Below are 20,968 nucleotides of genomic sequence, written 5' to 3' on the forward strand. Positions count from 1 at the left end.
GTACAATGTTTTTATTTCTGTGTTCTTCTTTTTCGCGTTGTTTTTAACGGAGGATAATTATTCTTGTATTTCTCCTGATAATACCGGTATCCATTTTCATTCACAATGATGCGTATGCAGCAATCCAGCAAGAACTGAAATGTCTTTACGATGTCAGTGCCGGGTTTGTTGAGAAGATCGGGCAATCCTTTTCGAAAATGATTGTTCAAATAAGTGGATAACAGGTCAATGTCTGTGTCTGTGCGGATAATGCCTTCATCTATGCCGTTTTGTAGCCATTTTTTAATCGACAGTAAGGCTTCCTCGTCCATTTTTGCATACATCTTGGTGTTAATTTCTGGATAGTACTTCATTAAATCGTAAAAGAAAGTCATCGACTCCTTGTTTTCTTTGTCTATCCAGAATTGAGATGCTTTTACAACTATATCTATTGCATTTAGCGAAGGATCATCCGAAAATGAGTGGTTTTTCTTATGTTCGTTTTTATGCTGTTCGCAATATGACTCTATGATGCTTTCAATCAACTCTTCCTTTTGTCTGAAATAGTTATAGAAGGTTTTTTTGGAAATGCGGAGCTCATTGCAGATATCGTCTATCGTTACACTTCTCAACCCGTATTTCATAAATAATCGGGTGGAGGTTTCAAGAATTTGTTCTTTTATATCCGCCATTATCAGTAATTTGGAGCGTCAAAGGTAGGATATAAAATTGTAATTTAACGAAATATTAACCACATGAGCATGATAAAAAAATATAAAACGAATATAACGTGCATGTATTCAGGTGTTAAATGGAAACTAAAAAACATTTCCAGTTTCCATGTTTATCTTAGTTGAGTTTCATTTTACAGGTTTAGCGTCTTCTTCAGCAATCTGTAGCCTGTTGCGCTTGCCTTTATTTGAATTCCGTTCTGTAGTGTCAGCAGCTGGTTTTGTTTTTCAAAAAGTTCAATTTTTGAAATAACCTGAACATTGACGATGTACGAACGATGAACGCGAACAAACTGATTGGACGGGAGATGTTCCTCGAAATATTTCATGGTTTGCTCCTTCATGTGGTGTCCTTTTGCAGTATGTATCATCGCATAATCTCCTTCAGCCTGTACAACAAAGATGTCAGGCACCGGGATTACTTCTATTTTCTGGCCTATTTTTACCGCAATCCGCTCCACTATTTCAATTGCAGAATCGGGATTCTCTTGCGTAACAGCCTGTTCAATTTCCTGTAACTCTTCTTCCTCTTCAGTAACTTTGTTTTTCTCCAGCATTCTGTTGTATGCCAGCACGACAATGGAGAAGAGGCAGCACCCAAGCAATAGCTCCAGCGGTATAAGAGGTACGAACGGAGCAAGGTTGTTTTCAGGGAACGACAGGTATAGAATAAAGTAGGTGATTCCAAACCAGACTCCTACGCTAACAACGGCAAGTGCAAGGTAGCTTACAACGCGTTGAAATCCGTTTTGAGATGAATAGTCTGCATATTTTACCACATTCCACAATAACAGAGCTATTCCTCCGAAAAAGTATCCTGACACCGCACCGAACAACAGGCAAAATTCAAAAGAAAATGAAACCAGCGGGATTATGACGAAAGAGATGGCAAGCGAAATAGCTGTCCATATCAGGAGATAAATTGAAAGAAATACTTTATTTTGAAACGCGGGATGTTCCATGTCAACGTTAGTTCTTTAGTTCTCCTCCGCCAAAGACACACGAGCCACAAATCACAAGAGTACGCGTTGCGTCAACCGGTTCTCCGATTTTGTAGCGTTTGTCTTCAAATCCACCCAGCACAAAATCCACCTGCACCACTACATTCCAGTTTTCAGGGACGTAAATAGTAACACCTCCAAAAACAATATTCACCTCAAGACGGGTTGTGCCTTCCGGGAGGTTCGTTCTGCGCAAATCGAGTTTGGTTCCTCCGAAAACAGAATTAATTTCACCACCTTTGAATTCCGGGTCGAGTACGATGTGCTCTCCGCTCCCAAAAACATTATTGCTGCTTATGTAGCCACCGCTGGTATATTCCTGCGAGTGGTGCCAGTGGCGAAATTCTCGTTCTTTCTTTTTGCAATAGTGTGCCGAAGGAAACATCCATTGCAATAATACTACGGCACCGGCAGCAATTAACAATACCGGCCAGTATAAATGGACAAAATCTGCAGGAACAGGACCCAACCAATTCGGATTAACCCTGTTGATTTCCGGTACTATAAAGAATCCGCCAACCAGAAGTAATGCCATACCTCCCCAGTAATGGCGTTTGAAGATAGAGGCAACGCCTAACACGATAAGCAACATTTGCCATGAAATAAATATGCTTTTATAGGCAACGGGAATTATGCCGGTATTAAACCCGAGAAAAATGAGGCCGGCGGCAATAAGGACAAATGCAAGTGATATGCCGTGATGATGACGGTGATGCCGATACAATTTGTTTTCGTTTTCCATAAATGATTTATTTTTGATTTCTTTGCAAAGGTAAAGCCGCTTCGGTCATTTAGACAAGCCAAAATCGATAAACACACCCAAATTCCCGACGAATGTAACCGCTTTTTACGCCGAAATTGCGGTTTGTCGCTTTTATGTCTCTTCTTTTAGTTAAAAAATAAAATAATCGGAACTGAAATTTGGTCGAAAAGGAGAAAGACGTTACCTTTGCAGTCCCAAAATAAGGTTCCTTGGCCGAGTGGCTAGGCGCCGGTCTGCAAAACCGTTTACGGCGGTTCGAATCCGCCAGGAACCTCAATGAAGAGGCGAAATTCTTTTACAGAGTTTCGCCTTTTTCTTTCTGCTACATACACAAAAAAAGATCGGCAAGTGATTGCCGATCTTTTTAGTATTTGGTTTTTCTTAATTACTTGATGATATTCTGGAAGTCAGAATCTGTCAGGTATTTTGCAAATTCAGCATCTGTTGTAGCTTTTGTTGCCCATTTTTTGTTGGAAGCAACAGCTTTGCGCATTCCGTCATAAACCAACTGGCGGTCGTTTGTGCGTGCACCAACGATAGCTTGCAGGTAAGCTGTCTCTCCATTCGGATTTTTTACGCTGCTCAGTGTTGAACGTGCAGCGCTGTAGTCTTTTGTCAGAATTTGAGACAAAGCTGCATTGTTGGTGGCTGCGTTGCCGAATGCTGATTTAGCTTTAGCGAAATCACCCTGTTGCAGGTAAATAATACCTAAAGCCTGGTTGAGAGTGTTGCCTCCGATATTTCCGGCGTTGCCAAAATATTGTTGTGATTTGGCTACGTCACCTTGTGCAAGTGCTGCAATGCCTGCATTGTAGTTAGCTTCCGGTGATTTAGAATCGATAGCAAGCGCTTTTGCAAACAAGCGAGAAGCTTCTGCGTAGTTGCCTTGGTTGAATTTAATTGTACCAAGGTTGTTGTAGCCGCGGATATCGCCGGGGAACAAATCAACCACTTTTTCATAGATACCAGCTTTGGTAGAAGCATCGTTTGTCAGAGTTGCAGCATAAAGCAATTCTTCAACATTCAGACTTTTAGCATTTTCCTGAGCCAGTTTGGCTATTTGTTCATCAGATTTTCCGATAAGATCCAATGTCAACTGCAATTTTGAACGACGCAATTGTGGCAAAATGTCCTGAGCAATGTTTTTGAAAGCTGCTGACAGGTTACGGATTTCGTGTTCACGTTGTTCCGGATCAGAATACATAGACAAAACGCGAAGAATAACTTCTTTGTCCTGAATGTTTGAAGAAGAAAGCAACTGTTGGAAGCCTTCCCAGTCCTGAGCGGTGAAATTAGCGTTAACATCCAACGACGTTTTCAGTTTCTTGAGTTCTTTTTTGATGTAAGTGTTGGTGTTCTTTTCACGTTGTTCCGACAATTTGGTGTTCAGTTTCACGCCACCATCAGGAGAAGCGTATGAATTCAGGTCCAAACCAGCAACTTTCATGCTTTCATTTTCTTTGGCAGCTTGTATTTTCTGAACCAGAGAAACGAGTTCTTCTTTTTTGAGCTCACCTTTGCGAATGTTGGCTTGTTGAATGAGGAACATGATGTTGGCATCGTGCTTTTCTTTGATGATTCGTTGGAATTTGTCATTCACAATGGGAGCATCAAGATTGTCGCCGTCTACTGCAGCAAGTGTTGAAGTGGCAATAACGCCGTCCGCAACCTTTACAGAAGGAATGGTGTAAGTTTTGTTGCTACGTGTGGCTTTGAATTCGAGGAATAACTCACTTTTTGCCATTTCAGGCACGTAGTCAAATGCAGCATTAATGCTGAAAGTTCCTCCGGCTTTGTAAGCAACCGATTGGTTGTTGCCCTGAATTTTTTCTCCCTGGAAGAGGGCCGGTGTGCTTTTGAATTCCTGGCCGCTGGCAGTTTTCAATACAGGAGTAACTTCCACTACTGTCTTTTTGTCGAAATATTTTTCTGGGAATTTGCCGGTAACGGTTGCATTTACCTTGCCTCCAACGGCTTCCAGAGGATTGGGGGTAGTGTTAAAATAACTGGGATCCAAGGCTCCCATCGGCTTTGAGCAAGACGCAAAAACGAATGCTAAAATTGCCGCGGAAAGAAGATAAAGTCCTTTTTTCATAAAGCTAATAGATTGATTTAATGAGTAAAAACAATTTTATTTTAATGAAAACAAATATAAGCACAATCGTTTTGTAAAAAAAGACATATGGCTATCGTAATTTTATTGTAAGTTCGCTTTTTATTTTGGGTATTCCTTGTTGATGGTGCAAGTTTCATTGTATCAGTTAATTGTGTGGAGAGTTTTGATTGTATAACAAGGAGGGGTAATTGTTAATTTCAACTATTTAACGCGTTAAGTCTGCTTTTATATGAACTTTACATATAAGTGGGTGTTTTATTTTCACAAATTATTGTGTTTATGCAAATTGATTTTGTCGTTTTTTACTTATAAAATGACAAATAGCCAATTCTTTAGGTTGTATCCGGTATCTGTGTCGATAGAGCCTGTCAATTGTTGTAATTTGCGTTGTCCGGAGTGTCCGACAGGAAATCAGTCTCTTACGAGACAAAAGGAGGTGATGCCGTGGAGTCTCTTTACGAGAACTATTGATGAACTCTCGAAATCATTGTTTTGGGTGACGCTTTATTTTCAGGGCGAGCCATACCTGCATCCTGAATTTCATGCCATGGTATCTTATTGTCACATGAAAGGATTATTTACCTATACATCGTCAAATGCACAACTGATTACCAGTGAGGTGGCAAAAAAAACTGTGGAATCGGGCCTTGATAGAATTGTGATTTCAGTCGATGGTTTAACGCAGGAGGTATACGAAAAATATCGTCAGGGTGGTTCTCTGCAAAAAGTGGTTGAGGCCATTCAGTACCTTGCATATTGGAAGAAAGAGCTAAGAAGTGCTACTCCCGTCATCGAAGCTCAGTTTATTGTTATGAAGCATAACGAGTTTCAGATGGATAGCGTCAAAAGTACGGTTTTGTTGTGGGGAGCCGACCGGGTGGCGTTTAAGACTGCTCAAATTGATTTTGAGAGAATTGAAATGCTGGCACCATCTCAAACTAAATTCTCACGTTATGTAAAGACGGAAAATGGTGGCTGGAGGTTAAAGAAGAAACCTAAAAATCGTTGTTGGCGCCAGTGGGTTAGCGCGGTGGTTGCTGTTAATGGCGATGTACTGCCCTGTTGTTTTGATAAGAACGGAGAGCATGTGTTCGGAAATCTCGCAGAAAAAAGCTTTTTCGAGATATGGAATGGAGAAAAGGCAAATAACTTCAGGCGGATGGTAAATACGAACCGTAGCGATATTTTGATTTGCCGGAATTGCTCCGAATAGCAGGTTACTGCTGTTGGATAAAGCACAAAAAAAAAGAGCACCATACAGGTGCTCTTTTTACGATAAGTTGATTTTCTTATTTTTTTGCAGGAGCTTTTTCTCCTTTTTGGCAGCAGCTTTTAGCAGCATCTCCTTTTTTGCAACAAGCTTTGTCGCCTTTTTTACATTCTTTGGTGCATTCTTTTTTTACTTCTTTCTTTGCAGGAGCTGAGGCAGTTTGAGCCATTGCAGAAACAGAAAACATGAAGGCCATGGCCATCATTATACTAGCAATTTTTTTCATACGAGTGTGTTTAAGGGTTGGTTTATTTCGTTGCAAATATATGATGGGTGCCAGTCTAAATTTTCTAAATAACTGTTATTTTCGAAGGGGTGCTTAACTAATTTAGCTTAATTGGGTGCTTATATGCCCTGCTTTAGGTTCAGGCCGGCAAGTAGTTCGACGTATTGGGCAATTCCGTCTGCAATTTCGTGTTTGTAAATAAATTCGTCGGCTTTATGAGAGCGGGTAGTGTGGCCCGGCCCCATTTTTATTGCAGGGAAAGGCATTACAGCCATATCAGACAGCGTTGGAGAGCCGTAACATTTACGACCCATTTGAATGGCTTTGCTTACTGCCGGATGGGTCAATAGAATGTGTGATGAGCCAAGACGGGTTGATCGTGGGGTTACTTCGCACGAAACTGCTTCTTTGATTTCGTCAAGCAACTCGAGGTTCGAATAACAATCGTTGCTGCGGATATCTACCACGAAAGAACAACGGTCGGGAATCACATTGTGCTGTGTTCCGGCGTTAATCATTGTGACCGACATTCTTACTTTTCCCAGCCATTCCGATACTTTCTCAAACTGATGGGTGCGGAACCATTCAATATCCGGTAAGGCTTCGTAGATGGCATTTACTCCTGTTTCGTGTGCCGCGTGACCTGCTTGCCCGTAAACAACGCAGTCAAGTACCATGAGGCCTTTTTCCGCGACGGCCACATTCATTTCAGTGGGTTCGCCTACCACAGCAAAATCGATGGGCGGTAAAAGCGGCAGCAAAGATGTAATACCGTTTGTTCCTGATACTTCCTCTTCAGCTGTTGCTGCGAAGATCAAATTGTACGGCTGCTCTTTTGCGACAAGTTCAAAATAAGCATGCAGGAGGCTTACAACGCTGGCACCAGCATCATTGCTCCCCAAACCGTAAAGCTTATCTCCTTCAAAAGTGGCTTTGAACGGGTTGCGTTGCCAACCGGCATTCGGCTTTACGGTATCAATATGCGAATTGAGTAATATGGTAGGCTTTTCGGCATCATATCCCGGTGCCATTAACCAAACATTATTGCCGGTTCTGTTTACAGAATAACCGCAGCTTTCTATCCAATGTTCCAGATAATCGGCTACGGCATTTTCTTCACGGCTCAATGACGGAATTTCGATCATTGCAGCCAGTAGCTCGATGGCAGAATCGCCGTCGGCAGAAGGAAAATGGAAAGAGGATATTTCTGGCATAGCGTTATAGATTACTATTGGGGTTGATAGTCAGTATCTGAATGTTGTCGTATGTTTCAGTGTTAACCACGCTGCCGTCGAGTTGTGGAGCTTTTACTCCGTCTCCCAGCCAAAGGGGTGCAGTTTCGATCCTTGCTTCATCCCAAATGCCGGCTGTGATGAAAGCATTCAGCAATAGCTGGCCTCCTTCAACTATGATGGATAGGATATTTCGTTTATAGAGATCATCCATGATTTGCTGAATCGGATTTTCGGCAAAGTTAATATGAATAAAATTCAGATTGGGCTTGTGTGATGATTTTTGTTCGGTATATACCAACGTGGGTATTGTCTGGTCAAAAAGGTTGTAGTGGGCCGGAATGCGCAATTGACGGTCGACAACTACCCGCACGGGATTGTTGCCTTCCCAACGCCGAGCGGTGAGCTTAGGATTGTCTTTTATCGCTGTGTTGGTACCGACCATAATGGCCGATTCTTCTGTGCGGGCTTTGTGAACCAGCATCTTTGTAAACTCGCTCGAAATCTGTACGGGAGGAACGTCGCAGTTGTTTTCTCTCGGACGATCCAAAAATCCATCGGCACTTTGTGCCCATTTCAGCTGCACATAAGGGCGGTGTTTTGTCTGAAATGTAAAGAACCTGCGGTTAAACCAGGTACCTTCTTCTTCAAGAAATCCTGTTGTGACATCAACGCCTGCTTTGCGCATTTTCTGTACACCGCGACCTGCTACTTTCGGGTTGGGGTCTATGTTGGCAATGACAACCCGGGGGATGCCCATTTCGATGATAAGGTCGGAGCAGGGTGGGGTTTTGCCAAAGTGAGAACAAGGCTCCAGATTGACATACATGGTGGAACGATGGAGCAACTCTTTGTTTTCGACGCTGGCGATGGCATTGACTTCGGCATGAGCTTCACCGTATTTGCGGTGATAGCCTTCTCCGATAATTTTGCCGTCACAAACGATGACCGCTCCTACCATCGGATTTGGAGCCACAGCGCCCAATCCGTTAGCTGCAAGCTGAAAACAGCGGCGCATGTAGCAGGCTTCTATTTGCTCCAGGTTCATATCTATTTGTTGTTATACTGGTTCATCGTATTCTGAATGCCTGCCAGACAAAAGCTTTTGATAATGTCGCAAGCTGTTTCTATGCGTGGTTTCAGGTCTGAGAGTTCTTCAGCCGACCATTGGCCCAAAACAAAATCAATCTGACGTCCTTTCGGAAAATCATTGCCAATGCCGAAACGTAAGCGCGAATAAGAGTTGGTGCCTAAGGTTTCCTGAATGTTTTTTAATCCGTTATGACCCGCATCGCTGCCTTTTTGCTTCAGACGAAGAGTTCCGAACGGCAACGCAAGGTCATCCACAATAACCAATAAATTTTCAAGCGGAATATTTTCCTTGGTCATCCAATAGCGGACGGCATTTCCGCTAAGATTCATATAAGTTGATGGTTTGAGTAGTATCAGCTTTCTCCCTTTAAGCGATAATTCGCCAACGGCTCCGTAACGCACATCTTCAAAAACAACATTGGACGCCTCTGCTAAGGCGTCCAATACGTTGAATCCGATGTTGTGACGTGTATTCTGATACTCCGCCCCAATATTTCCAAGTCCTGCAATGAGGTACTTCATATTCAAAAAGAGTGTTTGTGCGAACCGACCGATTATTTACCTTTCGAAGCACGTGTTGCTTTAACTGTTGCAACAATAGCTGATTTCGAAGTAAGCAGTTCGAGGTTAGGAAATGAAAGTTCGCCTACCTGGATAGTTTTACCCATACCCAGTTTTTCAACGTTTACTTTCAATTGTTCAGGTACATCGTTGATCAAAGCTTTAACTTTGAGTGTACGGCTGTTTTGTTGCAATTTACCACCGGCTTTAACACCTTCTGCCAAACCTTCGAGACGAACAGGAACTTTAATTTGAACTGGTTTGTTGTCAAATACTTCAAGGAAGTCGATGTGTAAAACTTTCTCGCTTACCGGGTGCAGTTGAAGATCTTTGAGGATAGCTTTGGTTGTTTTTCCATCAACAGTAAGGTTTACAACAAAGATTTCCGGAGTGTAGATCAATTTGCGAACATCACCGGTTGTAACCTGAAAGTTGATGTTTTGTTCTCCACCGTACAATACACAAGGAATGTTGCCAGAGTTTCTTACTGCATTGGTGGCTTTTTTGCCTAAGTCTGCGCGGACAGTTCCGCTTAATTCAAATGTTTTCATTGTTAAATGTTTTGTGTTACTCAAAATTAAAGCAGTTGAGATACAAGCTTTTAATTGCTAAATTTCCCATCACACTTATACTTTTCTCAAAGCGCTGCAAAGATACAATTCTTTTTTTGATCTGCCAAACAAACGCACCTCTTCCATCCTGAAAATGAAAGAGGTGCTGAGTGTTTTGATTGATAGATATTTGTCTAATCCTGAATCAATTCGCCTTCCTGAAGCACGTGGTAGCCCGAACCCGAGAGAACTTCTACCAGCTTCTGGGTGTCGTCGGCTTTGATGATCACGGCAGCTTTCGAATTGTAGGCAAAAGCATACATGTATTCGATTTCGATTCCGGCTTTGTCAACGTGTTCCAGTGCCTGATGCATTCCTCCCGGTTGGTGTGGTACAACAAGACCTACCACTTGTGTGGTTCGTACAGAAAAGCCTTGCGCTTTAAGAGCCTGAAGAGCCACATCGATGTTGTCGACAATCATTCGTAAAATGCCAAACTCTGAAGTGTCGGCTATGTTGAATGCGGTAATGTTGACTCCGATTTCATCCAGCACTTTGGTTACCTGGGTGATACGTCCCGGTTTGTTTTCGAGAAAAACGGAAAGTTGTTTCAGTAACATACTAATAGTGTATTTCTTTGGTTTTGTAAGGCAAATATACAAATCAATCCACGAGTTTCCGAAGATCGATTACACGTTTTGCTTTTCCTTCGGAACGTTCGATGGTTTTGGGTTCTACCAGCTTGATTTTGGCACTGATACCCAGCACACTTTCGATGTTGGCTTTTATTTTCTTTGCAAGATTTTCCATCTGGCGGATTTCGTCGGAGAAGAACGCTTCGTTGACTTCTACCCTGATTTCCAGAATGTCCAGATTGTTTACCCGGTCAACGATGAGCTGGTAGTGAGGTTCCGTTTCGCTCATCTCGAGCAATACCGATTCTATTTGAGACGGGAATACGTTCACGCCGCGAATAATCAACATATCGTCGGAACGACCCAGAAATTTATTCAGACGGGCTAAGGTGCGGCCACATGCACATTTTTCGACAGTCATTGTGGTGAGGTCGCGGGTGCGGTAGCGGAGCAATGGCATCCCTTCTTTGGTAACGGTAGTGAATAACAATTCGCCTACCTGGCCGTGAGGAACCGGTTGCAGGGTATTCGGATCGACAATTTCGGGAATGAAATGATCTTCAAAAATGTGGAGACCTTTCTGGTGTTCGCATTCCATTGCCACGCCCGGTCCGATTACTTCTGTCAACCCGTAAATATCAAGTGCTTTCAGGTGAAGTTTTGCTTCAATCTCACGGCGCATCTCCTCAGTCCAGGGTTCTGCTCCGAAGATACCGCGACGGAGTTTCAGTTCCGACGGATCCATGCCCAGTTCTTTCATTGTGTCAGCCAAATAAAGGGCATAGGAAGGAGTACAGGCTAACACCGTTGAACCAAAGTCGTGCATGATCTGGAGCTGCTTCTTCGTGTTACCACCCGAAGCCGGAATAACGGTAGCCCCGATTTTCTGGGCTCCCTGATGGATTCCAAGTCCTCCGGTAAACAATCCGTAACCGTATGATACATGCACTACGTCGTTTTTATCGACACCGGCAGCATACAAGCTTCGAGCTACCACTTCCGACCAGATGCGTAAATCGGCACGAGTATATCCGCCCACTGTCGGTTTGCCGGTTGTGCCGCTGGAGGCATGCAGGCGCACAATTTCACTCTGAGGAACAGCAAACAGTCCAAATGGATAATTGTCGCGAAGATCTTGCTTAGTGGTGGTAGGCAGGTCTTTCAGCTGATGAATTCCCGTTATATCTCCGGGATCGATGCCAGCCTCCTGAAATTTTTTGCGATAAAAGGGGACGTTGTAATAAAGACGGCTTACCATATTGCGTAAGCGCTCGTTTTGCAGCTTGAGCAGTTGCTCGCGGTCCATGCACTCTGCATGTTCATTCCAAATCATTGCCGGTATATATTTGTTGTTTAAGGATTAACGAAACTAAAGAAGATAATTACAAAAGATGGGTTTGAACTTATCTTTTAAAACAAATAGATACCGCAAACTTACGATTTTTTATCGGAAGTTGCAATTGTTACCAATGCTATTTCCGTTTTTTTAAGGGGCAGTCCGTATGTTGGAAATGATTTTATTTCAACTTCTTAGAGTAAGCTCTGCGGGTTTTTACGTGAGTGGTTTCAAAACTATCCCAAAGGGTGGATACTTTGTGGTTGGTCTCCAGTTCGGGGTTTGTTTCTGCATATTTGAAACCTGATTTTGCATACTGAGGTATTAATTCGGAAAACAAAAGCGCACTGGCTCCCTTGGGCTGATAATCAGGTCTGACAGCCATCAAATAGAGATCAATAACGTCACTCTTTCCTTTAAGAGCTTTCAACATATAAATCCAACCGGTAGGAAACAACTTTCCTTTTATCTTTTGCAATGCTTTTGTCATGCTAGGCATTGAAATTCCTACAGCTACCACTTCGTCGTTCTCATTTACAATAACACAAATCAAATCTAACCGAACAAAAGTGAGATAGGTTTTAATATAGAAATCCATTTGCGCCGGAGAAAGCACTGAAAATCCATAAAGATCTTTATAACAGATGTTTAATAAGTCGAATATTTTGTTTCCGTATTGCTTGACGATTTCTTTTGATGAGTGAAATTTTTTTGGGGTTAGCTTGTGTTTGGCTTTTACGATGTCTGCTATTCTGAAATGCTTTTCGGGAAATACGGCTGGAATTTGCACATTGTATTCTTTCCAGTCAATATCTTTGGTGTAGCCAAGCTCTTCCATATGCTCCGGGTAATAAGGGAAATTGTAATTGGTAGCCATGGTTCCCGGCTTATCGAAACCCCAGACTAACATCCCTTCGCGGTCAAAATCGGTAAAACCGGCAGGCCCCTGAATGGAATCCATTCCTCTTTCCAATGCCCATTTTTCGGCAGTCGCAAGCAAAGCACGGGTCACTTCAATGTCGTTTATCATGTCAAGCCATCCGAAGCGGGCATGTTTGTTATTCCAGTGTTCGTTGGCGTTATGATTGATGATGGCAGCAACCCTTCCTACCATCTCTCCGTCACGAAAGGCCATGAAGTAAGCGGCGTCGCACACCTCGAACGAAGGATTCTTTTCCCGTGACAGTACGGTCATGTCATCCATCAGTAAAGGAGGTGCTGCATATGGATGGTTAGAATACATTTTAATTCCAAACATCACAAACTTCTTGAGCTCTCTCTTGCTGGTTACCTCTTTTATTATGATTGACATATTTGATCTTGATTAGAAAACGGGGCAAAGATACAAAAAATATAAAATCTCGTAATGCGGTATAAAAAACAAACCGATTCTATCATAACTAACAGAATCGGTTTGACTTATAAGGTTTGACCTGATTAATTGTTTTCAGGACGTAGTTTGCGCACAACTGCACCGGTGCGCCACATTTCGCTTTCGCGGAGTGCTTTCAACTCTTCTTCGAGTTTTTCGCGGTAATCAGGTTTGGAGTTGGTGTCGATAGAACGTTGTGCTTCGTTACCGCAAGCAACTTCAGAGTATAATTTTGCAAAAACAGGTTTTGTTGCGTCGTGGAATGGTCCCATCCAGTCCAAAGCACCACGTTGAGCAGTGGTTGAACAGTTGGCATACATCCAGTCCATACCGTTTTCAGCAAACAAAGGCATCAAAGACTGTGTCAATTCTTCAACAGTTTCGTTGAAAGCTTCAGAAGGGGAGTGGCCGTTTTCGCGGAGAACTTCGTACTGAGCCAGCAACAAACCCTGGATAGCACCCATTAAGGTACCACGTTCACCGGTTAAGTCAGAGTAAACTTCTTTTTTGAAGTTTGTTTCAAACAGATAACCTGAACCTACACCGATACCCAATGCGATAACACGATCTTTGGCTTTTCCGGTAGCATCCTGGAAGATAGCATAAGAAGAGTTCAAACCGCGACCCTGAAGGAACATACGACGGAGAGATGTTCCCGAACCTTTAGGAGCAACAAGGATAACATCAACATCAGCAGGAGGAACAATGCCTGTGCGTTCTTTGTAGGTGATGCCGAAGCCATGTGAAAAATAAAGAGCTTTACCTGCTGTCAGGTAAGGTTTGATGCGTGGCCAAACAGCAATCTGAGCAGCGTCTGACAATAAGTATTGGATAATAGTTGCACGTTGGCAAGCTTCTTCGATTTCGAACAGTGTTTCGCCCGGCACCCAGCCGTCAGCGATGGCTTTGTCCCATGTTTTTGAATCTTTACGTTGGCCAACGATTACATTGAAACCATTGTCGCGGAGGTTCAATCCTTGTCCCGGGCCTTGCACTCCATAACCAATGATAGCGATTACTTCGTCTTTTAATACCTCTTTCGCCTTTTTCAAAGGAAATTCATCGCGGGTCATAACGTTTTCGTCAACCCCGCCAAAATTCATTACTGCCATTTTGTTTATATTTAATTGAAATTATGGTTCTTATCTTAAGTTGGTTATTGCCATTCTAATTTCATTTTACACACTCTGTTGCCATCCGGCTTTTTTATTTCAAACAACGAAAGCATCTCGTCCTGTTTGTGAAATATCTCCACCTGGTCTCCATAAAGCACTTCATGAAGGAAATTAATTTCGAACCGTTTGATGTAATGGTTTTGGTGCCAGTCAAGAGAAAAGCAGTCGAGCAACCATTCCACATATTTCATGCTGTTGGCATGTTGGTTAAAATCAATATCACTATATCGAACGCTATGCGTTTTCTTTGTGCCTCCATCCACTGATGGAACGCGTCCCGGTTTGTCAATAACTGCCGGAATTCCAGAAGCAGCTTCGCTTAGTCCGTCAATTGTTTTCAGGTCGATAGCTCTGCGGCTTTCCACATCTATCATTGCCCAAAGAGTAGAAGCGCCCCCGATCTCCTTGCCATATTCATCAGTAACTCTGAAATGACGTGTCGTCGATGCCCTGCCAACTTCTTCTACCCAGGTCTCAATGTTGATCCACTCTCTCCATTTCGGAAACCGTTGCATTTCAATTGCCATCCGGGAAACGACCCAGGTGCGGTTTACTGTATTGAGTTTCTGCATCCCAAAGCCATTTTCGTCGGCAGATTTTCCGGCTGCCTGAAGAATTAAATCTCCTAATGCGGGCAGTGATACCTGTTCTCTGAAATCACAATCCTGAGGGCTCAGTTGAAAAGGATATTTGCCAATTACTGTCATATCTGCTTTTTCGCTTTTTCTTACAATATGAAGAATTGAAAATGCGCTTTGTTGTAAATTGAAAGTAAAATTTCGTGCAAAGATACGCTTTTTTAAGCAAACCGTATCAATGAAGGGCGAAAAACTTTACGAAGCGATCACTCAATTATCGTTTTCTTTTTCCCGATGGTCTTCCTGAAGACCTTTCCTGATGGTTCCTTTGTTCTATATTTTTATATCCCAGTAATTTATCAATCAGATCAGGACGGTTCATCTTCCTTAATTCCTGAATGATCGATTGCCGGAGCTCCGGTTTGTACCAAAAGAAGAACTGCTGCTGGGCTTTTTTCTCATTCGCTGTCTTTGAGGTGAAAACTTTGTCTCCGGTATAGGGGTTGATGCCGGTGTAATAAATTTCGGTAGCAAGCGTCATTGGGGTAGGAGTGAAATCCTGTACCTGTTCCAGTTTGAAATTCAGTGATTTTGTTTCAATAGCCAGTTCTGCCATATTATCGGTAGAGCATCCCGGATGACTTGAGATAAAATAAGGAATCAACTGCTGGTTCAAGCCTTCTTCACGGTTTATTTTGTCAAACTCTCGGCAAAATTCTTTGAAAAGTTGGAAGGAAGGTTTACGCATGAATTTCAGAACGGCATCCGAAGTGTGTTCCGGCGCTACTTTCAATCGCCCCGAAACGTGATGGGCAATTAACTCACGGGTATATGCCGAGAGAGATTTGTCAATGGCTCCATTGCCGGTTTTGTGCAGCAACAGATCATAGCGGACACCGCTTCCTATAAAGCTTTTCTTGATAAAAGGGAAAGCATCCACCGCTTTATAAAGCTTTATCATGCCCGAATGGTCTACATTCAAATTTTTACATACCGCCGGATAGATGCATGAAGGTCGCTTGCATTTTTGGCATTGCCCCTTATCGATGCCCTGCAATCCGTACATGTTGGCCGATGGGCCTCCAAGATCAGACAAGTATCCCTTGAAATCGGGCATTTCCCCAATGTGTTTTACCTCGTTCAGAATGGATTCCTCCGAACGTGAAATGACCTGCTTGCCTTGATGCATGGAGATGGTACAGAAAGCGCAGCCACCAAAACATCCTCTGTGAGTGTTCACTGAAAACCGTATCATTTCAAACGCAGGTATCGGTTTGTCTTTGTATTTCGGATGTGGCAGACGGGTATAAGGAAGGTCGTACGCGGCGTCTATTTCTGCCTGACTCCAGTTGGTATATGGCGGATTGACCACGACTTTTCTGTTGCCTTCGGTCTGAGTAAGCCGGTTGGCTATAATCTTATTCGATTCTTCTTCAATTATCTTAAAATTCCTGGCGGAATTGCGTTTATCCTTCAGGCAGGCTTCGTGCGATAAAAGTTCGATTGTTTCAACGTCCGGATACTCTTCCAGCTGTGCTTTGTTCGAAATACAATATGCCGTTTGCGGAACAGTTGTAATGCTTTGGACGGAATTTCCCGCAGCAATTTGAGATGCAATTTCACGGATCGATTTTTCGCCCATCCCGTAAACCAACAAATCAGCTTTGCTATCCAGCAAAATACTTCTTTTATAGCTGTCCGACCAATAGTCGTAGTGCGAAAACCGGCGCATCGAGGCTTCTATTCCGCCAATTACCACCGGAGTATCCGGAAAAAGCTGTTTAAGGATATTGGAATATACGACGGTGGCATAATCCGGACGAAAGCCGGAAATGCCTCCGGGGGTGTAGGCATCATTGGAGCGAAGACGCTTGTTGGCTGTATAGTGATTAACCATTGAATCCATGCAGCCGGCTGAAATGCCGAAGAAAAGGCGGGGTTTACCGAGTTTCTTAAAGTCGCGCAGGTCGTCACGCCAGTTGGGTTGCGGCACAATGGCGACTTTCAGGCCTTCGGCTTCCAGTACACGTCCGATTACAGCGGCTCCGAAAGCAGGGTGATCTACATATGCATCGCCGGAGAAGATGATAACATCCAGCTCATTCCAGCCACGCATCTCCACTTCTTTCTTAGTTGTTGGTAACCAGGCAGTATAATCGATCATAAAACGGGTTTGTTTTTAGTAAAAAATAAAAGAGCAAAGAACAAAGACTAAATCAGATAGAGGTCTTTGTGCTTTGCTCTTTATTCCTTTATCTCAGGCAGGTTAGATAATCAGCATTGCATCACCGTAGATACCGAAACGATATCCTTCCTGAACGGCCTTTTGGTAGGCGCCCATCACCTGATCGTAACCTCCGAAAGCGCAGGTCAGCATCAAAAGTGGAGAGTAGGGGAGGTGAAAGTTTGCAATCATGCTGTCGGCAACTCCAAAGTCATAAGGAGGAAAGATGAATTTACTGGTCCATCCGTCGTATGGTTTGATAGTTCCGTTTGTGCACGCGCACGTTTCGAGAGCCCGCATAACAGTGGTTCCCACAGCGCACACTTTACGATTGTTATCTTTTGCGTGATTAATAATTCCGACAGCATCCTGGTTAACAAGCATTTGTTCTGAGTCAACCTTATGTTTGGTCAGGTCTTCCACATCAATTTCGCGGTAGTTGCACAATCCAGCATGCAAGGTCACGTATGCAAAGTCGATACCAAGAATCTCAAGACGTTTTAATAATTCGCGACTAAAGTGTAGCCCTGCTGTAGGAGCAACCACAGCACCTTCGTTTTTTGCAAAAATTGTTTGATAGCGGGTTTCATCTTCCGGCTCTACATCACGTTTGATAAAGCGTGGCAGTGGAGTTTCTCCTAACTCGTAAAGTGTTCTGCGGAATTCTTCATAACTTCCGTCATAGAGGAATCTGACAGTACGCCCTCGCGACGTGGTGTTGTCAATAACCTCGGCTACAAGCAGATTGTTCTCCCCGAAGTAGAGTTTATTGCCCACACGAATTTTACGTGCCGGATCTACCAAAACATCCCACATGCGCAGATCGTGGTTTAATTCACGCAACAAAAACACTTCGATTTTGGCTTCGGAGTTATCTTTAGTGCCATAGAGACGGGCAGGGAACACTCGTGTGTCGTTGAAAACAAACACATCCTGATCATTATAATATTCAAGAATATCATTAAAAGTTCGGTGTTCAATTTCCCCGGTTTTCCTGTGTAGTACTAACAAACGGGATTCATCTCGGTGTTTTGTGGGATAAAGGGCAATTAATTCGTCTGGAAGTTTGTACTTAAATTGCGAAAGTTTCATATAAAGAGTTAGTTAGATGGAAAAAATCTCACGATCATCAACAAAAAATATACATCACTATTCCACCTTTTTTGACAAAGGAAAATGGTTATTTAGTAAATGGTTTGCAAAAATACAACATGCGAACAGGCGATGTCAAGAGTAGAATGGTTAATTATACGTAATCAAAGCCATTATACATAAGATTTAAACATTCGCGAAGATGGTTTTTGACAAACGTTTTGTTGGTGTTAATTTTCAGGTTGCATAGTTTGCAGCATTTCCTGAAATTGCTCAACGGAAATACATTTGTCCAAGGTACATTCCCCGATGCGCGTCCGTATCAATCCTGTTAGGTGCGCGCCACTATCAAGCGCGATTCCGATATCGCGGGCTAAGGCTCTTATGTAAGTGCCTTTGCTGCAAACCACTCTGATTTTTAGAATGGGCAAAGCAAATTCGAGCACCTCCAGTTCATCAATCACAAGCGTTTTGGCTTTGAGCTCAACGTCTTGTCCTTCGCGGGCATAGTCGTAAGCTCTCTTTCCTTCCACTTTAACTGCGGAGAAGACAGGAGGAACCTGCTGAATGGTGCCGACAAAACGTTTTAACCGTTCATCAACCATTTCACGGGTAATATGTTCAAAGGGATATCGGGCGTCAACTTCCTTTTCGAGATCGAACGACGGAGTGGTGGCGCCCAGTTCAAGGGTGGCAATATACTCTTTAGTCTGGTACTGAAACGTGTCTATTTGTTTGGTAGCCTTACCGGTACAAATAATCAGGACACCCGAAGCAAGAGGATCGAGGGTACCTGCATGACCCACCTTAATCTTCTTTACTTTCAGATGTCTGCTGATCAGCCATCTGACTTTGTTTACCAGACTGAAAGAGGTCCAGTGTAGAGGTTTGTTGAAAAAAAGAACTTCGCCTTGTATAAAATCCATATTAGTTTTTATGAATAAATCCACCGTCGGGTCAGGATGAACCAACGTCCCGGATCATTCTTTTTAGCACTGTTGTAGCAAGATTGTTTCTCCCATCACTGGGCGGAAAAATCAGTGGCTTAAAATTGGAATTTGCCCCACAACAGGCATGCTATAATAATAAAACCGACAACAATCCGGTAATAACCGAATAGCCGGAATCCATGTTTAGTCAGGAATGAAATGAACGCTTTAATAGCAATAATAGCAACGATGAAACCAATCAGATTGCCTAATGCTAATATGCTGATATTGTGAGATGTCAAAATTTCAGGCGTTTCCTTGTAGGCATCCCAGAGACTTTTTGCAAATGCTCCTGCCAAAGTAGGAACGGCAAGGAAAAAAGAGAATTCGGCGGCAGCGGTGCGTGTAAGTTTCTGTTGCATCCCTCCTATAATGGTTGCAGCACTGCGGCTTAATCCAGGGAACAGTACCGCCAATACCTGAAACAAACCAATGAAAAATGATTTTTTGTAAGTGATCTTTTCTTCCGAATATATCTGCGGATTTTTGAACCAATTGTCGACAAACAACAATACGATACCTCCCAAAAACATCACAATGGCAATAAACAGTGGAGAGCCAATCAGCTCATCGATATGTTTCTTGAAAATAACGCCAAAAACAGCAGCTGGAAGGAAAGCTACAAAAAGCTTTACATAGAACTGTAATTTTTTGAAATCGAAGAATTTACGCCAGTAAAGAACGATCACCGAAATGATGGTGCCGAACTGGATATTTTCAATGAAAAGTTTGGTGAAATCGCTTTTTTCGATGCCGAAAAAGGCCGATACCAATGCCATGTGGCCGGTAGACGATACAGGAAGAAATTCAGTTAGCCCTTCAACAATAGCAAGTACAATAGCGTGTAACAAATTCATCCCTTATTCTCCCTTTTTGTTTGGCCACATAATGGCTACAATCATAAACAAAAAGCCGAAAAGAGCGATCATCGGGCCAACAGTAATTCGACGGGTACTGAATATATCAGGGTTGAACTGCTCTCCGGATGCACTTCCGGTCATGAGCAGGAATCCAATCAGGATACAAGCTAATGATACCACCATTAACAACCAATTGGTTTTGCCAAAAGCAAAAGCCTTATCTTCTTTTGAAGTTTCTTTTACTTCAGATGTTGTTTTCTTTTTCATCGGTTTCAGTATTATGAGTTCAATTATACAAAATAATAGGAATCAGTGCGCATCCTGATATAACGATTCACCGCAAACAGTGAAGCAAAAAAGGTAATAATCAGAGCAAACAGGATAACAAGTCCGCCGACAATTATCAGAACATCCAAACGGTACAGGTTAAATGTTGCACCTATCTCATACTGCAAATAATAAACAGCTCCGGCCAACATCACTAACGCAAGCAAGGCTGCGGTAAGTCCGTTTAAGAGGCTTTTCAGAATAAACGGACGGCGAATGAACCAAGCTTTGGCTCCGACCAGCTTCATCGTGTTTATAAGGAATCTCTTTGAATAGATACTTATGCGTATGGTGTTGTTAAGCAATACAATAGATACAAAAAGCAGAATGAGTGCTACTCCCGAAAGAATGAATCCGGTCTTTTGAATATTGTTGTTGACCAGGTGGACAATATCTTTTTGATACATTACCTGTTTTACGCCGAGAAACTGTTTAAGCTGAGTCTCCATCTTCGATGCCGAATCAGGATTGGCATAGTCCGATTTCAATTTAATTTCGTAGGATGCCAACAACGGATTGTAACCAAGGAAATCCTGTGGGTTTTCTCCTAAATCACGAATATGATCCTTCAGGGCCTGATCTTTACTGATATAATCGTATGATTTGGTCGCCGGCATTGCTTTTACGGCTTTCTCCAAAGCAAACTTGTTAGCCGACGAGATCGAATCTTCCAATACCACCGACATATTGACGTTTTCCTTTACATAATTGGAAACATCTTTCCCTACCATCAACAAAAGCGCAATGAATCCAATCAGAAAAAGGACAAGTGCTATGCTAACGGTGACCGTAAAGTGAAGATTAAAGAATTTCTTCTTTGCTGTTTTTGCTGAATTCGACATCTGATTCCTACAGTTT

Annotated in this window: 21 protein-coding genes and 1 tRNA gene; 2 read left to right on the forward strand and 20 right to left on the reverse strand. The window is 42.8% G+C overall.

Features of this window, described 5'->3' with window-relative positions; translation table 11 throughout:
* Nucleotides 1–11 precede the first annotated feature (11 nt).
* The 3 genes from F8N35_RS00645 to F8N35_RS00655 all read right to left on the reverse strand — a co-directional run bounded on the left by F8N35_RS00645 (nucleotide 12) and on the right by F8N35_RS00655 (nucleotide 2,453).
* A complete protein-coding gene (locus F8N35_RS00645; RefSeq protein WP_293049429.1) occupies nucleotides 12–671 on the reverse strand; it encodes a TetR/AcrR family transcriptional regulator in 660 nt (219 codons plus the stop codon).
* Nucleotides 672–844: 173 nt separating this feature from the next.
* Entirely contained in the window at nucleotides 845–1,672 is an 828-nt protein-coding gene (locus F8N35_RS00650; RefSeq protein WP_293049430.1) for a LytTR family DNA-binding domain-containing protein, read from the reverse strand.
* A 7-nt stretch (nucleotides 1,673–1,679) separates the two neighbouring features.
* Nucleotides 1,680–2,453: a DUF5668 domain-containing protein gene (locus tag F8N35_RS00655; RefSeq protein WP_293049431.1), complete on the reverse strand. Its 774-nt coding sequence runs from the start codon at nucleotides 2,451–2,453 to the stop codon at nucleotides 1,680–1,682.
* Nucleotides 2,454–2,677: 224 nt separating this feature from the next.
* On the opposite strand from F8N35_RS00655, the gene F8N35_RS00660 reads away from it, so the two are divergent.
* Nucleotides 2,678–2,748, forward strand: a tRNA-Cys gene (locus F8N35_RS00660).
* 111 nt (nucleotides 2,749–2,859) lie between these two features.
* Here the strand turns inward: F8N35_RS00660 and F8N35_RS00665 are convergent.
* Nucleotides 2,860–4,569 (reverse strand): tetratricopeptide repeat protein, encoded by a 1,710-nt coding sequence (locus F8N35_RS00665; protein ID WP_293049432.1) that lies wholly within the window; start codon nucleotides 4,567–4,569, stop codon nucleotides 2,860–2,862.
* 334 nt (nucleotides 4,570–4,903) lie between these two features.
* On the opposite strand from F8N35_RS00665, the gene F8N35_RS00670 reads away from it, so the two are divergent.
* Nucleotides 4,904–5,803, forward strand: a complete 900-nt coding sequence (locus tag F8N35_RS00670) for a radical SAM/SPASM domain-containing protein (RefSeq protein WP_293049433.1) — start codon at nucleotides 4,904–4,906, stop codon at nucleotides 5,801–5,803.
* Between the two features lie 76 nt (nucleotides 5,804–5,879).
* Here F8N35_RS00670 and F8N35_RS00675 read toward each other — a convergent pair whose 3' ends face one another.
* From F8N35_RS00675 to F8N35_RS00750, 16 genes are all read right to left on the reverse strand, one after another.
* Nucleotides 5,880–6,086 (reverse strand): hypothetical protein, encoded by a 207-nt coding sequence (locus tag F8N35_RS00675; protein ID WP_293049434.1) that lies wholly within the window; start codon nucleotides 6,084–6,086, stop codon nucleotides 5,880–5,882.
* Between the two features lie 119 nt (nucleotides 6,087–6,205).
* Complete coding sequence (locus F8N35_RS00680) at nucleotides 6,206–7,300, reverse strand: M20 family metallo-hydrolase (protein ID WP_293049435.1); 1,095 nt, start codon at nucleotides 7,298–7,300, stop codon at nucleotides 6,206–6,208.
* Between the two features lie 4 nt (nucleotides 7,301–7,304).
* Complete coding sequence (gene ribD / locus F8N35_RS00685; RefSeq protein ID WP_293049436.1) at nucleotides 7,305–8,366, reverse strand: bifunctional diaminohydroxyphosphoribosylaminopyrimidine deaminase/5-amino-6-(5-phosphoribosylamino)uracil reductase RibD; 1,062 nt, start codon at nucleotides 8,364–8,366, stop codon at nucleotides 7,305–7,307.
* A 2-nt stretch (nucleotides 8,367–8,368) separates the two neighbouring features.
* Nucleotides 8,369–8,932 carry an aminoacyl-tRNA hydrolase gene (gene pth, locus F8N35_RS00690; RefSeq protein ID WP_293049437.1) on the reverse strand — a complete coding sequence of 188 codons (564 nt, stop codon included), beginning with the start codon at nucleotides 8,930–8,932 and terminating at the stop codon, nucleotides 8,369–8,371.
* A 32-nt stretch (nucleotides 8,933–8,964) separates the two neighbouring features.
* The gene (locus F8N35_RS00695) at nucleotides 8,965–9,522 is read right to left on the reverse strand and encodes a 50S ribosomal protein L25/general stress protein Ctc (protein WP_293049438.1); all 558 of its coding nucleotides are present in this window, start codon (nucleotides 9,520–9,522) and stop codon (nucleotides 8,965–8,967) included.
* 194 nt (nucleotides 9,523–9,716) lie between these two features.
* A complete protein-coding gene (locus tag F8N35_RS00700) occupies nucleotides 9,717–10,142 on the reverse strand; it encodes an ACT domain-containing protein (protein ID WP_293049439.1) in 426 nt (141 codons plus the stop codon).
* A gap of 43 nt (nucleotides 10,143–10,185) precedes the next feature.
* The gene (locus F8N35_RS00705; RefSeq protein WP_293049440.1) at nucleotides 10,186–11,490 is read right to left on the reverse strand and encodes a phenylacetate--CoA ligase; all 1,305 of its coding nucleotides are present in this window, start codon (nucleotides 11,488–11,490) and stop codon (nucleotides 10,186–10,188) included.
* Nucleotides 11,491–11,674: 184 nt separating this feature from the next.
* Nucleotides 11,675–12,805, reverse strand: coding sequence for a hypothetical protein (locus tag F8N35_RS00710; RefSeq protein ID WP_293049441.1), 1,131 nt, complete (start codon nucleotides 12,803–12,805; stop codon nucleotides 11,675–11,677).
* A gap of 125 nt (nucleotides 12,806–12,930) precedes the next feature.
* Entirely contained in the window at nucleotides 12,931–13,977 is a 1,047-nt protein-coding gene (gene ilvC / locus F8N35_RS00715; RefSeq protein ID WP_293049442.1) for a ketol-acid reductoisomerase, read from the reverse strand.
* Nucleotides 13,978–14,021: 44 nt separating this feature from the next.
* Nucleotides 14,022–14,747: an acyl-ACP thioesterase domain-containing protein gene (locus F8N35_RS00720; RefSeq protein ID WP_293049443.1), complete on the reverse strand. Its 726-nt coding sequence runs from the start codon at nucleotides 14,745–14,747 to the stop codon at nucleotides 14,022–14,024.
* 145 nt (nucleotides 14,748–14,892) lie between these two features.
* Entirely contained in the window at nucleotides 14,893–16,782 is a 1,890-nt protein-coding gene (locus tag F8N35_RS00725; RefSeq protein ID WP_293049444.1) for a YgiQ family radical SAM protein, read from the reverse strand.
* 102 nt (nucleotides 16,783–16,884) lie between these two features.
* On the reverse strand, nucleotides 16,885–17,934 hold the full coding sequence (gene queA / locus F8N35_RS00730) for a tRNA preQ1(34) S-adenosylmethionine ribosyltransferase-isomerase QueA (RefSeq protein WP_293049445.1): 1,050 nt from the start codon (nucleotides 17,932–17,934) through the stop codon (nucleotides 16,885–16,887).
* Between the two features lie 230 nt (nucleotides 17,935–18,164).
* Nucleotides 18,165–18,860 (reverse strand): tRNA pseudouridine(55) synthase TruB, encoded by a 696-nt coding sequence (gene truB / locus F8N35_RS00735; protein ID WP_293049446.1) that lies wholly within the window; start codon nucleotides 18,858–18,860, stop codon nucleotides 18,165–18,167.
* 119 nt (nucleotides 18,861–18,979) lie between these two features.
* Nucleotides 18,980–19,780 carry an undecaprenyl-diphosphate phosphatase gene (locus F8N35_RS00740; RefSeq protein WP_293049447.1) on the reverse strand — a complete coding sequence of 267 codons (801 nt, stop codon included), beginning with the start codon at nucleotides 19,778–19,780 and terminating at the stop codon, nucleotides 18,980–18,982.
* 3 nt (nucleotides 19,781–19,783) lie between these two features.
* The gene (locus F8N35_RS00745) at nucleotides 19,784–20,050 is read right to left on the reverse strand and encodes a DUF3098 domain-containing protein (RefSeq protein WP_293049448.1); all 267 of its coding nucleotides are present in this window, start codon (nucleotides 20,048–20,050) and stop codon (nucleotides 19,784–19,786) included.
* 23 nt (nucleotides 20,051–20,073) lie between these two features.
* The gene (locus tag F8N35_RS00750; RefSeq protein ID WP_293049449.1) at nucleotides 20,074–20,952 is read right to left on the reverse strand and encodes a permease-like cell division protein FtsX; all 879 of its coding nucleotides are present in this window, start codon (nucleotides 20,950–20,952) and stop codon (nucleotides 20,074–20,076) included.
* Nucleotides 20,953–20,968 lie beyond the last annotated feature (16 nt).

The sequence above is a fragment of the Paludibacter sp. genome (assembly GCF_009712605.1).
GTDB lineage: Bacteria > Bacteroidota > Bacteroidia > Bacteroidales > Paludibacteraceae > Microbacter.

Bases quoted from the DNA above. Each gene is read 5' to 3' on its own strand.
- F8N35_RS00645 (WP_293049429.1), bottom strand. From the start codon at position 671: ATGGCGGATATAAAAGAACAAATTCTTGAAACCTCCACCCGATTATTT.
- F8N35_RS00650 (WP_293049430.1), bottom strand. From the start codon at position 1,672: ATGGAACATCCCGCGTTTCAAAATAAAGTATTTCTTTCAATTTATCTC.
- F8N35_RS00655 (WP_293049431.1), bottom strand. From the start codon at position 2,453: ATGGAAAACGAAAACAAATTGTATCGGCATCACCGTCATCATCACGGC.
- F8N35_RS00665 (WP_293049432.1), bottom strand. From the start codon at position 4,569: ATGAAAAAAGGACTTTATCTTCTTTCCGCGGCAATTTTAGCATTCGTT.
- F8N35_RS00670 (WP_293049433.1), top strand. From the start codon at position 4,904: ATGACAAATAGCCAATTCTTTAGGTTGTATCCGGTATCTGTGTCGATA.
- F8N35_RS00675 (WP_293049434.1), bottom strand. From the start codon at position 6,086: ATGAAAAAAATTGCTAGTATAATGATGGCCATGGCCTTCATGTTTTCT.
- F8N35_RS00680 (WP_293049435.1), bottom strand. From the start codon at position 7,300: ATGCCAGAAATATCCTCTTTCCATTTTCCTTCTGCCGACGGCGATTCT.
- ribD (WP_293049436.1), bottom strand. From the start codon at position 8,366: ATGAACCTGGAGCAAATAGAAGCCTGCTACATGCGCCGCTGTTTTCAG.
- pth (WP_293049437.1), bottom strand. From the start codon at position 8,932: ATGAAGTACCTCATTGCAGGACTTGGAAATATTGGGGCGGAGTATCAG.
- F8N35_RS00695 (WP_293049438.1), bottom strand. From the start codon at position 9,522: ATGAAAACATTTGAATTAAGCGGAACTGTCCGCGCAGACTTAGGCAAA.
- F8N35_RS00700 (WP_293049439.1), bottom strand. From the start codon at position 10,142: ATGTTACTGAAACAACTTTCCGTTTTTCTCGAAAACAAACCGGGACGT.
- F8N35_RS00705 (WP_293049440.1), bottom strand. From the start codon at position 11,490: ATGATTTGGAATGAACATGCAGAGTGCATGGACCGCGAGCAACTGCTC.
- F8N35_RS00710 (WP_293049441.1), bottom strand. From the start codon at position 12,805: ATGTCAATCATAATAAAAGAGGTAACCAGCAAGAGAGAGCTCAAGAAG.
- ilvC (WP_293049442.1), bottom strand. From the start codon at position 13,977: ATGGCAGTAATGAATTTTGGCGGGGTTGACGAAAACGTTATGACCCGC.
- F8N35_RS00720 (WP_293049443.1), bottom strand. From the start codon at position 14,747: ATGACAGTAATTGGCAAATATCCTTTTCAACTGAGCCCTCAGGATTGT.
- F8N35_RS00725 (WP_293049444.1), bottom strand. From the start codon at position 16,782: ATGATCGATTATACTGCCTGGTTACCAACAACTAAGAAAGAAGTGGAG.
- queA (WP_293049445.1), bottom strand. From the start codon at position 17,934: ATGAAACTTTCGCAATTTAAGTACAAACTTCCAGACGAATTAATTGCC.
- truB (WP_293049446.1), bottom strand. From the start codon at position 18,860: ATGGATTTTATACAAGGCGAAGTTCTTTTTTTCAACAAACCTCTACAC.
- F8N35_RS00740 (WP_293049447.1), bottom strand. From the start codon at position 19,780: ATGAATTTGTTACACGCTATTGTACTTGCTATTGTTGAAGGGCTAACT.
- F8N35_RS00745 (WP_293049448.1), bottom strand. From the start codon at position 20,050: ATGAAAAAGAAAACAACATCTGAAGTAAAAGAAACTTCAAAAGAAGAT.
- F8N35_RS00750 (WP_293049449.1), bottom strand. From the start codon at position 20,952: ATGTCGAATTCAGCAAAAACAGCAAAGAAGAAATTCTTTAATCTTCAC.